At 53.8% G+C, this 13,204-nt stretch carries 13 protein-coding genes; 4 read left to right on the top strand and 9 right to left on the bottom strand.

Features of this window, described 5'->3' with window-relative positions; translation table 11 throughout:
* Positions 1 to 44: 44 nt before the first annotated feature.
* Both AWR26_RS11615 and AWR26_RS11620 read right to left on the bottom strand, forming a co-directional pair.
* Complete coding sequence (locus tag AWR26_RS11615; protein ID WP_064565986.1) at positions 45 to 623, bottom strand: YceI family protein; 579 nt, start codon at positions 621 to 623, stop codon at positions 45 to 47.
* A gap of 218 nt (positions 624 to 841) precedes the next feature.
* Positions 842 to 1,597 carry an SDR family NAD(P)-dependent oxidoreductase gene (locus tag AWR26_RS11620; protein WP_064565988.1) on the bottom strand — a complete coding sequence of 252 codons (756 nt, stop codon included), beginning with the start codon at positions 1,595 to 1,597 and terminating at the stop codon, positions 842 to 844.
* A 248-nt stretch (positions 1,598 to 1,845) separates the two neighbouring features.
* Between AWR26_RS11620 and AWR26_RS11625 the strand changes: the two genes are divergently transcribed.
* On the top strand, positions 1,846 to 2,721 hold the full coding sequence (locus AWR26_RS11625; protein WP_064565990.1) for an AraC family transcriptional regulator: 876 nt from the start codon (positions 1,846 to 1,848) through the stop codon (positions 2,719 to 2,721).
* A gap of 382 nt (positions 2,722 to 3,103) precedes the next feature.
* On the opposite strand, the gene copM is transcribed toward AWR26_RS11625, so the two are convergent.
* The 3 genes from copM to pth form a co-directional block, all read right to left on the bottom strand.
* Positions 3,104 to 3,454 (bottom strand): CopM family metallochaperone, encoded by a 351-nt coding sequence (gene copM / locus AWR26_RS11630; RefSeq protein ID WP_064565992.1) that lies wholly within the window; start codon positions 3,452 to 3,454, stop codon positions 3,104 to 3,106.
* Positions 3,455 to 3,895: 441 nt separating this feature from the next.
* Positions 3,896 to 4,987: a redox-regulated ATPase YchF gene (gene ychF, locus AWR26_RS11635; RefSeq protein WP_043953437.1), complete on the bottom strand. Its 1,092-nt coding sequence runs from the start codon at positions 4,985 to 4,987 to the stop codon at positions 3,896 to 3,898.
* 126 nt (positions 4,988 to 5,113) lie between these two features.
* Positions 5,114 to 5,698 (bottom strand): aminoacyl-tRNA hydrolase, encoded by a 585-nt coding sequence (gene pth, locus AWR26_RS11640; protein WP_007371851.1) that lies wholly within the window; start codon positions 5,696 to 5,698, stop codon positions 5,114 to 5,116.
* 271 nt (positions 5,699 to 5,969) lie between these two features.
* Here pth and ychH point away from each other — a divergent pair, with 271 nt between their 5' ends.
* Both ychH and AWR26_RS11650 read left to right on the top strand, forming a co-directional pair.
* A complete protein-coding gene (gene ychH / locus AWR26_RS11645) occupies positions 5,970 to 6,245 on the top strand; it encodes a stress-induced protein YchH (RefSeq protein ID WP_043953438.1) in 276 nt (91 codons plus the stop codon).
* 112 nt (positions 6,246 to 6,357) lie between these two features.
* A complete protein-coding gene (locus AWR26_RS11650) occupies positions 6,358 to 7,404 on the top strand; it encodes a MerR family transcriptional regulator (protein WP_064565994.1) in 1,047 nt (348 codons plus the stop codon).
* On the opposite strand, the gene dauA is transcribed toward AWR26_RS11650, so the two are convergent.
* The 4 genes from dauA to lolB all read right to left on the bottom strand — a co-directional run bounded on the left by dauA (position 7,399) and on the right by lolB (position 11,744).
* On the bottom strand, positions 7,399 to 9,078 hold the full coding sequence (gene dauA, locus AWR26_RS11655; protein WP_071892684.1) for a C4-dicarboxylic acid transporter DauA: 1,680 nt from the start codon (positions 9,076 to 9,078) through the stop codon (positions 7,399 to 7,401). The two genes, AWR26_RS11650 and dauA, sit on opposite strands and share 6 nt — an antisense overlap.
* Positions 9,079 to 9,186: 108 nt before the next feature.
* Positions 9,187 to 10,134: a ribose-phosphate diphosphokinase gene (gene prs, locus AWR26_RS11660; RefSeq protein WP_017457137.1), complete on the bottom strand. Its 948-nt coding sequence runs from the start codon at positions 10,132 to 10,134 to the stop codon at positions 9,187 to 9,189.
* A 123-nt stretch (positions 10,135 to 10,257) separates the two neighbouring features.
* Positions 10,258 to 11,124: a 4-(cytidine 5'-diphospho)-2-C-methyl-D-erythritol kinase gene (ispE, locus tag AWR26_RS11665; RefSeq protein ID WP_064565996.1), complete on the bottom strand. Its 867-nt coding sequence runs from the start codon at positions 11,122 to 11,124 to the stop codon at positions 10,258 to 10,260.
* Positions 11,121 to 11,744 carry a lipoprotein insertase outer membrane protein LolB gene (gene lolB / locus AWR26_RS11670; RefSeq protein ID WP_007371857.1) on the bottom strand — a complete coding sequence of 208 codons (624 nt, stop codon included), beginning with the start codon at positions 11,742 to 11,744 and terminating at the stop codon, positions 11,121 to 11,123. Before lolB ends, ispE begins: the two co-directional genes overlap by 4 nt.
* A gap of 201 nt (positions 11,745 to 11,945) precedes the next feature.
* Here lolB and hemA point away from each other — a divergent pair, with 201 nt between their 5' ends.
* Positions 11,946 to 13,202, top strand: a complete 1,257-nt coding sequence (gene hemA / locus AWR26_RS11675) for a glutamyl-tRNA reductase (RefSeq protein WP_064565998.1) — start codon at positions 11,946 to 11,948, stop codon at positions 13,200 to 13,202.
* The last annotated feature ends 2 nt before the right edge of the window (positions 13,203 to 13,204 follow it).

The raw sequence follows: 13,204 nt of genomic DNA on the forward strand, positions 1-13,204 counted from the left end.
AAAGAAACACGCCGGTATGCCTGGTAACGGGCTGCCGGGGATGCTCAGACGGCCTGATGCAGGCGGGCCTGAATATCAATATTGATTATCACGTGGTCATCTACCAGCGCAGCGAAACTGGCCATATTGAATGCTGAGCGTGAAATCGTCGTTGAGGCATGCAGATAAATGTTCGCAGCCCCGGTGAGCCCGGTGTTTTTCCCTGGCAGTAAGGCATCCAGAATAACCGGGCGCGAGACGTTCTTAACTGCCAGTGTGCCAAAAATACGAAAATGGCCCTGTTCCAGTGACACCACGCGGCTACTGATGAAAGTGATGTTCGGATAGCGTCCGGCATCAAAAAAGAGCGTGCCTTTCATCTGCCAGGTTAACAGCCTGTTGGACGCCTGCAGCGTTGCCACCGGAATGGAAACAGAGATAGTGTCGTCCTCGTCGTTTCCGGCATTGAGCACAATATCCCCCGTCACATCTCCCAGCCTGGCCTCTGAAGTATCCCCAAATGCATGCCAGGAGAGGGTAATCGTTGTTTTTTGCGTGTTGATACGGTAGTTAGCCGGGCTGGCACATAACGAAAAGGAGGTGATTAAAAATCCGAGAGCGATGACAGGCACGATACGCGTCATGTTGATAATCCTTGATGTGTTTAGCGTGTAAACGTGCCAGCCCTGTTTTTTATTCGATGCAAAGAGCGTAATGGCTTAACACAGCCCGCCGTTAAAGGAGCCGCTTTTGCAGGCAGCGGATTTTGCAGGATTCCCGGCCTTGCCGCGTATCGTCGTGGCTCAATGGCAGACAGGGGAGGCGATAGATCCCACCCGCAGTGGAATCTATCACAGAGCGATTAAATCGATTGCCCGCCGGAAACTTCAATGCGCTGAGCGTTGACCCATCGGTTCTCCTCACCCAACAGGCTGGCAATCATCGGACCGATATCGTCAGGTAACCCCACGCGACCCAGCGCAGTCATACCAGCAAAGGCTTTGTTGTAATCGGGAATGTCACGTACAGCCCCGCCCAGGAAGTCCGTTTCGATTGCGCCCGGGGCAATGGTATTGACGGTAATGCCACGGCTGCCCAGCTCTTTAGCCATATAAACGCTGAGCACTTCAACTGCGCCTTTGGCCGCCGAGTAGGCCGAGAACCCGGGGAACGACACGCGAGTCAGACCCGATGAGAAATTGATGATCCGTCCGCCATCGGCCAGCATCGGCAGAAGTGACTGTGTCAGGAAAAATACCCCCTTCACGTGAACGTCAAAGAGCGCGTCAAACTGTGCTTCAGTGGTATCCACGAAGTCGGCCATTTCTCCATGCCCGGCGTTATTGATGAGATGGTCGAACGTATCGCGCCCCCAATTGTCTCGCAATGCGGCGCGTATGGCGGCCACGAAACCGAGAAAGGACGACACGTTACTCACGTCCAGTTGAAGCGTCATTGCTTTACGACCAAGAGACTGGATGTCAGCCGCCACGGCGTCTGCGGCTTCTTTGTCATTACGATAGGTGATGATCACATCGCCACCATGGCGGGCAATGCTCAGTGCAGTATTTCGACCAAGGCCCCGACTGGCACCGGTTACAAGAGAAAGGGTTGTCATGAAATATCTCCTAATCAGTGGAGATGAAATACTAACCAGCACAACGCATTTTAGGTTGCCCGATAATCGCGAAAACTTGCCTGATAATTTTGAAATTTCTATTCAATCAGAACTGCACTAAGATTAGCGCACGCTTAAATCGCATTTAATAGCCTAAAAATATGATGGTGACGACCCGATTATCTGAAGTAGGTACCTCAGGCACTGATGAGCCTGAAGGTGCAAAGACAACTGCGGCGCTGCTTCGGGTGGCACGGAAATATGCCGACGCGCATCGCAATAAAGAAGGTGTGGCAACCACCCCCATTCCAGGGGTATTCATCCTCAGCGAGAGCGCACCTTCCTTGCTGCAGTTCGCCATTACTAAACCGCTGGTCGCATTTGTACTGCAAGGCCGCAAGCAGGTGACGATGGGTAGCCATACTTTTGATTTTGGCGCGGGGGAGTCTTTGCTGGTGACTGCGGATGTGCCGACAGTAAGCCAGGTTATCACCGCCAGCGCCGCCACCCCATATTATTCACTGGTCGTGGAACTTGATGCTGCGGTGATTACTGAATTGGTTGGCGATATGGGGAAACTGCAGGCAACGCCGGATCTGCCCGTGAGGGTTGACCAGATCGAAGAGGACGTCGCAGAAGCGGCGTTGCGCCTGCTGAAATTGCTCGACAGACCGCATGCGTTGAAGATGCTGGGTCGCCAGTTGGTGCGCGAGTTGCATTACTGGCTGCTCTCCGGACGATATGGCAAATCTGTGCGTGCTCTTGGAAACACGGATAGCCATGCCCGCCGGATCGCCCGGGCTGTCGAGATTATTCGGACTCAATATGATCGGCCGTTGCGCATCAAAATGCTGGCCGATGCAGCGGGTATGAGTATTTCGGTGTTCCATACGCATTTTCGCAATGTCACTACGCTCACACCGCTGCAATTTCAAAAACAGTTGCGTCTGGTCGAAGCCCGCAGGCGTATGCTTGCGGAAGGTGCTGCGGTTAGCACCGCTGCTCATGGCGTCGGCTATGAGAGTGTGACGCAGTTTACCCGTGAATATTCGCGTATGTTCGGCCAACCACCGGCTCGCAGCATCCGTGACGCGCATTTGAGTTCCATATTTGCAGGGCAGTAACGTCACCGATTGCGGAAGACAATCGCTTCGGGGGGGACAAGATGCTGCTTGATTTTCTATTAACCGATATCATCCGTACTTAGGGAGATTTTTGTCAGGATGGTCAGCAGACCCGCTATTTTGCAACCATAACCTACAAAGAAGGGATTTGGGTTGGTGTTCAGGTTGCCTGTTTTCCAATGCAGACAGGGAGCGTTATGGGATAGCGCTGTGTTCTTCTGCGGCCACGACGGGTATTTTATAAGCTACGTATATTGCAGATAATTAAGATCTATTTTAAATCAAAACCCGAAAGGGATCGGGTTTTGATTATTTTACGATTAGCAGGTTTCTGTGCCCATGAATATATTTGGATTACTCTGATTTTGGTCATCAGTAATATTTATTTATGATTACTGACCCATTTATTCATCTGCTCGATTTCACTTTTCTGCGCTTTTATGATGTTCTGCGCAAGCTTTCTCATTTCGGGATCTTTTCCGTATTTGAGTTCGGTTTCAGCCATTGCTATCGCACCTTCATGATGTGGAATCATGCCCTTAGCAAAGGCTTTATCAGGATCAGACTCTTTAAAAGCTGTCATCATTTTTTCATGCATGTCTTTCATACCAGCCATATATTCCTGCGACGATGCCGATGATGCCATATCAGTCATTTTCATCGTCGAGTGTTCGGCGGATATCGCTGGCAGAGATAACATTAATATAACAAAAAGAGAGCCTTTGAGTTTCATGAAATAAATCCTATGTTAGTTGCGTACAAGGTAATTATGTAAGCATATCTGTTTTAATGCCACATACTTTTTGAGAGGAGCTAATCAGGATATCGGGAGATCTTTAAAAGTGAATGGTCCGTTTTGCCGGGATAATGACAAGAAGCCCGCAGTGATATTTTTTATTATATCGGAATGATTTATAACAATAAGCGTCGGCATGGTTCGGCGATTAAAATGCCACCGGCTGGATATGAAAACCGATACTGGAAAAACGTTAAAGCGGTGGCCAGTTTTGTTGACCACTACAGATAAAATAAGAATGGAAACGGATTGTACTCATTTTAGACTGCGCTTTCATGAGACAATATGGAATAAAAAATCCACGCAAACGCGTGGATTTTAGCGGGTTTTGTGAGATTTATGAGATGTTGTGACACCTCATGAGACAACAAAACTTATTTAGACGTTGAACAGGAAGTTCATCACGTCGCCATCTTTAACGATGTACTCTTTGCCTTCTGCACGCATTTTGCCGGCTTCTTTCGCGCCTTGCTCGCCTTTGTAAGCAATAAAGTCTTCATAAGCGATGGTTTGCGCGCGGATAAAGCCTTTTTCGAAGTCGGTGTGAATTTTACCGGCAGCCTGCGGAGCCGTTGCGCCAACCGGGATTGTCCAGGCACGCACTTCTTTCACCCCGGCGGTGAAGTAGGTTTGCAGATTCAGCAGGGCATAACCGGCGCGGATCACGCGGTTCAGGCCCGGCTCTTCAAGACCCAGCTCGGCCATGAACTCATCACGCTCTTCGTCATCCAGCTCGGCGATATCCGCTTCAACCGCGGCACAAACCGGCACGACTACAGAGCCTTCTTTTTCCGCGATGGCGCGAACCTGATCCAGATACGGGTTGTTTTCGAAACCGTCTTCATTGACGTTAGCGATGTACATGGTCGGTTTCAGCGTCAGGAAGCTCAGGTAACGAATGGCTTCTTTCTCTTCTTTGCTCAGATCCAGCGCGCGCAGCATACCGGCGTTTTCCAGCTGCGGCAGGCATTTTTCCAGCGCGGCCAGCTCAACTTTCGCGTCTTTATCGCCGCCTTTTGCTTTCTTGGACACGCGGTGAATCGCACGCTCGCAGGTTTCCAGATCGGACAGCGCCAGTTCGGTGTTGATAACGTCGATATCTTCCGCCGGGTCAACTTTACCGGCAACGTGGATGATGTTGTCGTTTTCAAAGCAGCGTACAACGTGGCCGATGGCTTCGGTTTCGCGGATGTTGGTCAGGAACTGGTTACCCAGGCCTTCACCTTTGGACGCGCCTTTTACCAGACCGGCGATATCAACAAATTCCATCGTGGTCGGCAGAATGCGCTGAGGCTTAACGATTTCCGCGAGTTTGTCCAGACGCGGATCGGGCATCGGTACGACACCGGTGTTCGGCTCAATAGTACAGAAGGGGAAGTTTGCCGCTTCAATACCTGCTTTGGTGAGCGCGTTGAACAGGGTGGATTTACCTACGTTGGGCAGACCAACGATACCGCATTTGAATCCCATGATGTAATTACCTTAATCTCTTGATAATCAACCCGTTGAGTAAAACGGATTGTAGAAAAGTGAATAACTTTGCCTATTATACACGTAACAGATGTAACGCGCGGCAAAATTGCCGTTGCAGTGGGGTTACTGTGCCTTAAAGGCATGCAGGCGGTTGGTGGCTTTGGTTAAACCATCCTTCAGCCAGATCTCTGTACAACGTGCCGCTTCGTCAACGGCTTCATCGATCAGCTTCTGTTCAGAAACCGGCGGTTTGCCCAGTACAAAACCGACCACTTTGTTTTTATCCCCCGGATGGCCGATACCCACGCGCAAACGGTGAAAATTGGGGTTATTCCCCAGCTTACTAATAATGTCTTTCAGGCCGTTATGGCCACCGTGACCGCCGCCCAGTTTGAACTTCGCCACGCCTGGCGGCAGATCCAGTTCATCATGCGCGACAAGGATTTCATCCGGGTTGATGCGATAAAAAGTCGCCATCGCCGCCACCGCTTTGCCGCTCAGGTTCATAAAGGTGGTCGGCACCAGCAGACGCACATCTTCGCCCGCCAGATTAATGCGCGAGGTATAACCGAAGAATTTCGGTTCATCGCGCAGCGGCGCGCGCGCGCGTTCCGCCAGTAAATCGACATACCAGGCACCCGCATTGTGGCGTGTCGCAGCGTATTCAGCGCCAGGGTTCGCCAGCCCGACAATCAGTTTAATCGTCACTTTTTATTCCTGACCAGGTCAATATCCGGCGCGTAGTTTACGTTGTGCGGGGCGCGATGACAAAATTCTCACGGTATCCGGTGGGAAATGATAATGATTGCTCACCTCAATCATTCGAAATTCAAGCAGTTCAATCGCTTATTTGTAAATTTTTGTTAGCCAAACATATGTAATTGTGATCGTGTCCGCAACCGCCAAAAAGAGCGATGTCTATACTTTGTTCACAAGGATTGGGGTTTTCCCATCCAACCCATTGTTCCGGAGGTGACATATGAAACGCAAAAACGCTTCGTTACTCGGTAATGCGCTCATGGGGTTGGGGTTGGTCGTGATGGTTGTTGGTGTTGGTTACTCTATTTTAAACCAGCTTCCGCAGCTTAACCTGCCGCAATTTTTTGCGCACGGCGCGGTACTGAGTATCTTCCTCGGCGCTGTTCTCTGGCTCGCAGGTGCCCGTGTAGGAGGCCATGAGCAGGTTTGCGATAAATACTGGTGGGTTCGCCACTATGACAAACGCTGCCGCCGTGACCGGCAACATCACAGTTAAAGACGAGTTTTTCGAAAACGGCTCCTGAGTGAGCCGTTTTTTTTTGTGTTCTGCTTGACCCTCACGTAACGTCAGGCCTGAAAGTCCGGTCTGTGGAGAAGAGGGGGAAGCCATGTTGATTCAGGTTGGAGAGTTGTCGCGGCGGGCGGGCATCAGTGTGCGTACGCTGCATCACTATGAACATATTGGTTTGCTGCTCCCTTCTGCCCGAAGCGCCGCGGGTTACCGGCTCTATAATCTTGCTGATGTGAAACGCCTGCACATGATTCAGGCGCTGGCGAAAGCAGGTATGGAACTGGCGGCAATTAATGATTATCTGGCGCAGGAGACGCGCCCGCTGGCAGAATTGCTGGATCAGCAAATCACCATGCTCGATAAGCAAATGCGTGACATTGTCACCTTACGTCATCAGCTCACAGCTTTGCGTGACGGTCTTGCCAGCGGTGCGGAGCCTGACCTGGAGTCATGGCTACAGACACTGGAGATGATGAAAATGTACGATCGCTGGTTTAGTCCGCAAGAGTTACAGGAATTGCCATTTGCCACGCCCGACGAGGCGCGGGAGCAGGCCTGGGCCGAAATGGTGAGTGAAGCGCAGAAATTGCTGGCGGAAAATTGCCCACCGGACGATGTACGCGCGATGGATCTGGCAACGCGCTGGATGAGCCGTCTTGAAGACGATACGGCGAATAAGCCGGAGTTTCTTACCCGTTTAAACGAGATGCACAGTGTGGAACCGCAGATGCGCGAGCAAACCGGCATCACGCAAAGCATCGTCGATTTTATTACCCGCAGTTTCGCAGAAAGTAAGCTCGCTATCTGGCAGCGTTATCTGTCGCCGGAAGAGATGGCCTTCACGCGGGCCCACTATTTTGACCGCATGATGGAGTGGCCGCCGCTGGTGGCGAAACTGCATCTCGCCCAGCGGCAGGCGCTGGATCCGCAGTCGGAAGAGGCGCAGGCGCTGGCGCAAAACTGGCTGGCGCTGTTCCAGTCTTACGCCGGAACGGATGCGCAGACGCAGCAAAAGTTTCGCACTGCGATGCACCAGGAACCGCACCTGATGAAGGGGACATGGATGACGCCCGAAGTGCTGCAATGGCTACAACGGGCGATAGAGGTGATGATGCGGAATCGCTATTCCGCATCCGGTTCATAGATCGGCTAATGCCGCGTCGCGGTTAGGGAAGAAAGCCAGTCGGCCAGGGATGGGCTGTACACCGGCGCGCGCCAGCGTGCGCAGCGGCTGAAACTCCAGATTGCTGACCCGCAGCTCGGTACCTTCCGGTAGGCGGGCAACAAAACGGCGGAAGGCATCCAGCCCACCAGCATCGAGCACCGGCACGGCATCCCACTTCAGCACAACAATTCGCTTACCGGCGATGCGGGTTTCCAGATCGCTGAACACACCTTCCGCCGCGGCAAAGAACAGCGGGCCAATAACGCGCAGCACCAGCACGTCATCCGGCACGCTGACATTCACCGCTGCCAGGTGCGTCATCCGCGCAATGCGGCGCATAAACAGCAGCGACGCCAGCACAATCCCGACGCTAATGGCGATAACCATATCGAACAGCACCGTCAGCGACATACACATCAGCATCACCACAATGTCATCGGCGGGCGCGCGGCGCAGCAGATCGATTACTTTGTGCGCTTCACTCATATTCCACGCCACCATTAACAGCAGCGCGGCCATCGCCGACAGCGGCAGCCAGGAGAGGAGCGGCGCCAGCGCCAGTAACGCCAGGATCACCAGCAGCGCATGGACCACGGCCGAAATGGGCGAAGTGGCGCCCGCGCGCACGTTGGCGGCAGAGCGGGCAATCGCCGCCGTCGCGGTGATACCGCCAAAGAACGGCGCGATAATATTCCCCATGCCCTGGCCAATCAGTTCGCTGTTGGCTTTATGTTTGGTGCCGGTCATCCCGTCCAGTACCACCGCGCAGAGCAGCGATTCAATGGCGCCCAGCATGGCCATTGAAAACGCGGCGGGCAGCATCGCCTGTAGCGAGTTCCAGCTCAGGGTGAAATTCGAACCCGGCAGATCCCACGGCAACACCAACTGTGGCAGAAGCTGAGGGATACCGTTGCCCTGCGTGCCATCTGCCAGCGTGTACTGGAACTGGGAACCGATAGTGGCAACATGACCGCCGAGCAGGTTCACCACCAGCATCACCGCGCAGCCTGCCAGCAGTGCAGGCAAGTGACCGGGCAAGCGTATGCGTAAGCGCGGCCAGAGAACCAGCGTTGCCAGTGTCGTCACGCCGATGGCCGCATCGCCAAAATTAATGGTGGGCAGCGCCATCACCAGCGCACCCACTTTTTGCAGGTAATGTTCCGGGACATGCGTCATATGCAGCCCGAGAAAATCTTTCAACTGCATCGTGGCAATGGTGATGCCAATACCGGAGGTAAAACCGAGCGTCACCGAAAGCGGAATATATTCAATCAACCGGCCAAAGCGCGCCAGGCCGAAGAGGATCAGGAACACCCCGGACATCAGCGTGGCAACCAGCAGGCCCGCAAGGCCAAACTGTTGCGAAACCGGATAGAGGATCACCACAAACGCGGCGGTCGGGCCGGAAACGCTGTAGCGTGAACCGCCGCTCAGGGCGATAACGATACCGGCAATCGCCGAGGTATACAGGCCATATTGCGGCGCGACGCCGCTGCCAATCGCCAGCGCCATCGACAGGGGAATGGCGATAATTCCGACGGTGATACCGGCGATCAGATCGCGGGTAAAGCGAGCCATCGTGTATTTTTCTTTCCAGCACGCCTCAATTAACGCGCGGAAAGGCAGAACCTGGGGAGTGAAAAATTTATTCACGATGCTATTTCATCCTGGAGGTGGAAAGTAATAACGACTAAATAAATCATACAAATAACATTCAAAGATAAAAAAACCCGCCGCAGCGGGTTTTCTTGTCAGCAGCGATTAATGTTCGAACATCGCAGAAATAGATTCTTCGTTGCTGATACGGCGGATAGCTTCGGCCAGCATGCCAGACAGCGTCAGCGTACGTACGTTCGGCAGCGCTTTGATCTCATCGCTCAGCGGAATGGTGTCGCAGACTACCACTTCGTCGATCACGGAGTTGCGCAGGTTGTTCACCGCATTGCCAGAGAAAATCGGGTGCGTCGCGTAAGCAAATACGCGTTTTGCGCCACGCTCTTTCAGCGCTTCTGCCGCTTTGCACAGCGTACCGCCGGTATCGATCATATCGTCAACCAGTACGCAGTCGCGGTTAGCCACGTCGCCGATGATGTGCATCACCTGAGAGACGTTAGCGCGCGGACGGCGTTTGTCGATGATCGCCATATCAGTATCGTTCAGCAGTTTGGCGATAGCACGGGCACGAACCACACCGCCGATGTCCGGAGAAACCACGATAGGGTTGTCCAGGTTCAGTTGCAGCATATCTTCGAGCAGGATCGGGCTACCGAATACGTTATCAACCGGCACATCGAAGAAGCCCTGAATCTGTTCAGCATGCAGGTCAACGGTCAACACGCGGTCAACGCCAACGCTGGAAAGGAAATCAGCAACGACTTTTGCGGTAATTGGCACACGGGCAGAACGCACGCGGCGGTCCTGACGGGCGTAGCCGAAATAAGGAATGACCGCGGTGATACGGCCTGCGGAAGCACGACGCAGCGCATCAACCATGACAACCAGTTCCATCAGGTTGTCGTTTGTGGGAGCACAAGTGGACTGGATGATGAAAATATCACCACCGCGTACGTTTTCATTAATTTGTACGCTGACTTCGCCGTCGCTAAAGCGACCTACAGCGGCGTCGCCGAGAGAAGTGTACAGGCGGTTGGCAATACGTTGTGCTAGTTCCGGGGTAGCGTTACCAGCAAAAAGCTTCATATCAGGCACGAGAAGAACCTCAGGCATGCGTCCAGTGGTGGATAGAATACGCCAGAATGTGCGGTCAGGGCGAAATTCTATCCATGCGGTGTATTAAAGAGCGCGATGCAACGTCTGGAACATGTGACGTTGTCACCGGAGCTCAGCTTGCCCGGCGATGGTTTGTGCTAGCGGCGAGAGGTTGACGCCTCGCGCGACAAAACCGTGCAGCCATTCCGGGGCTTGCTCAAGCACCTGACGAGCGGCGGATTCGGTGTCAAATTCGGAAAAGACACAGGCTCCTGTGCCAGTCAGGCGCGACGGCGCGTATTCTAACAGCCAGGAAAGCGCGGCATCAACCTCGCGAAAACGTTTTCTTGCGATAACCTCGCAATCGTTGCCGAATTCACAATTTAGCAACGTTTCGATTGACCGTTTCGGTGTCGCTCTTGGCAACTCGGGATCTTTGAAAATCATCGGCGTGGGAATGCTGACGCCCGGATGCGCCACCAGATACCATTTCTCCGGGGGATTAACCGGCGTCAGGATTTCACCAATCCCTTCGGCAAAAGCTGCATGCCCGCGCACAAATACCGGTACATCCGCGCCCAGTTGCAGGCCAAGCGTCGCCAGTTCATCAACGCTTAACTGACAGCGCCATAAATGATTCAACGCAACCAGTACCGTCGCGGCATTTGATGAACCGCCGCCCAGGCCGCCACCCATTGGCAGACGTTTATCAATCGCAATATCGGCGCCGCTGCCTTCAGGGTAACGCCCAGTCTCACGGGCGCGTTTGATCAGCAAACGTGCCGCGCGAACGATCAGGTTCTCTTCATCAGGCAACCCGGCAATCGGGGTTAACAGACGAATTTCACCGTCGCTGCGCGGTTCGATGGTCAGCGTATCGCCATAATCGAGAAATTGAAAAAGCGTCTGCAAGGTGTGGTAGCCATCAGCTCGCTGGCCGGTAATGTATAAAAAAAGGTTAAGTTTCGCCGGAGCGGGCCAGGTCGTCATTTTACAATCCAGTTATCCATCTTCAGCTTGATACGTTGACTACCGTCGCTCAGCTCCATATTCGCAGGCATTGCTGGCTGGGTTTTGCTGTCATATCCGCCATAAACAACTTTCCAGCTTTTACCGCCCTGGCTGTAGTTCAGCTCGCTCAGGCGATACTGATCGTCAAGTTTGTAATCGGTGGCATTGCCCGGCAGACCGAGGATCCACTGGCGCAGGCTATTGAGCGGGATAGGCATGCCGGTCAGCTTGCCGATCATCTCTTCAGCATCGTCAGCGGTATAGCGCTGGCCTTTATTATCAACCAGTTGCACATTGCCCGGCTGCGCGTTCAGCTCCAGTTCAGTGCTGCCCAGCGGATTGGTCAGCAACAAACGGTAACGATCTTCACCGGTCTGCTGCCAGAAGAAGCGGGCGTAGACTTTTTGCTGATCGGACAGGTAAGCGAAGGCACCGCGCGTCTGGTACTGGCTTAATGCGCGCACCTGCTGCTGATGCTGACGCCACTGCGGCGAATCCGGGCTTTGCCCCGGCCCTTTGGGCGCGTTGAGCGTACAGGCGGTCAAAACGAGGCTGGCCAGCGGCAGCAGGCGAATAAAGCGGAAGTCCGACAGAGTCATAACGATGACAAATCCTTGAGAGAGGTTGCGGTGATTAGGCTTAATGCTAGCGCCGCACTGTAACAGCGTCTACGTTCAAGTTGTCTTAAATCATTAAAATACCAATTACTCCGAAAGGAGAGTCTCTCTTTTATTGACCGTGCGCATCCTGTATGATGCGTGCAGTCTAACCTTATCAACGTTGGTACTATTCCCGCGCCCATGACCCTTTTAGCTCTTGGCATCAACCACAAAACGGCACCCGTTTCGCTGCGAGAACGCATTGCATTTTCGCCGGATACGCTTGACCAGGCGCTGGAAAGCCTGCTCTCGCAGCCGATGGTGCAGGGTGGGGTGGTGCTTTCAACCTGTAACCGCACCGAGCTTTATTTGAGCGTCGAAGAGCGGGAAAACCTGCGTGAAGCGCTGGTTCGCTGGTTGTGTGATTACCATCACCTGAGCGAAGAGGAAGTGCGCCAGAGTCTTTACTGGCATCAGGATAATGACGCCGTCAGCCATTTAATGCGCGTGGCAAGCGGGCTCGATTCGCTGGTGCTTGGCGAGCCGCAAATTCTCGGCCAGGTGAAAAAAGCCTATGCCGATTCGCAGCGCGGGCACGGCAATGCCAGCGATCTGGAACGCATGTTCCAGAAATCCTTCTCCGTGGCTAAACGGGTGCGTACGGAAACCGATATTGGCGCCAGTGCCGTGTCAGTCGCCTTTGCCGCCTGTACGCTGGCGCGGCAGATTTTCGAATCCCTCTCGACAGTCACCGTCTTACTGGTTGGCGCAGGCGAAACCATTGAACTGGTTGCCCGTCACCTGCGCGAACACAAAGTGCAGAAGATGATCATTGCGAACCGTACGCGTGAGCGCGCGCAGGTGCTGGCGGGGGAAGTCGGGGCTGACGTTATCTCCCTGAGCGAAATCGACGAGCGCCTGAAAGACGCTGATATTGTCATCAGTTCTACCGCCAGCCCGCTGCCGATCATCGGTAAAGGGATGGTGGAACGCGCGATGAAAGCGCGCCGCAATCAACCGATGCTGCTGGTGGACATCGCCGTACCGCGCGACGTTGAACCGGAAGTGGGGAAAGTGGCCAACGCTTATCTCTACAGCGTCGACGATCTGCAAAGCATTATTCAGCACAACCTGGCGCAGCGTAAAGCCGCTGCGGTGCAGGCGGAAACCATCGTCGCCCAGGAAACCAGCGAATTTATGTCATGGCTGCGCGCGCAAAGCGCCAGCGAGACAATTCGTGAATACCGTAGCCATTCCGAAGCCGTGCGCGATGAGCTGACCGCCAAAGCGCTGGCTGCGCTGGAGCAGGGCGGCGATCCGCAGGTTATCATGCAGGACCTCGCGTGGAAGCTGACTAATCGCCTGATCCACGCTCCAACCAAATCTCTTCAGCAGGCCGCCCGTGACGGGGATGATGAGCGCCTGCATACTTTGCGCAACAGCCTCGGGCTGGATTAGCA

It is taken from the genome of Kosakonia oryzae (assembly GCF_001658025.2).
In the GTDB taxonomy this organism is placed as follows: Bacteria; Pseudomonadota; Gammaproteobacteria; order Enterobacterales; family Enterobacteriaceae; genus Kosakonia; species Kosakonia oryzae.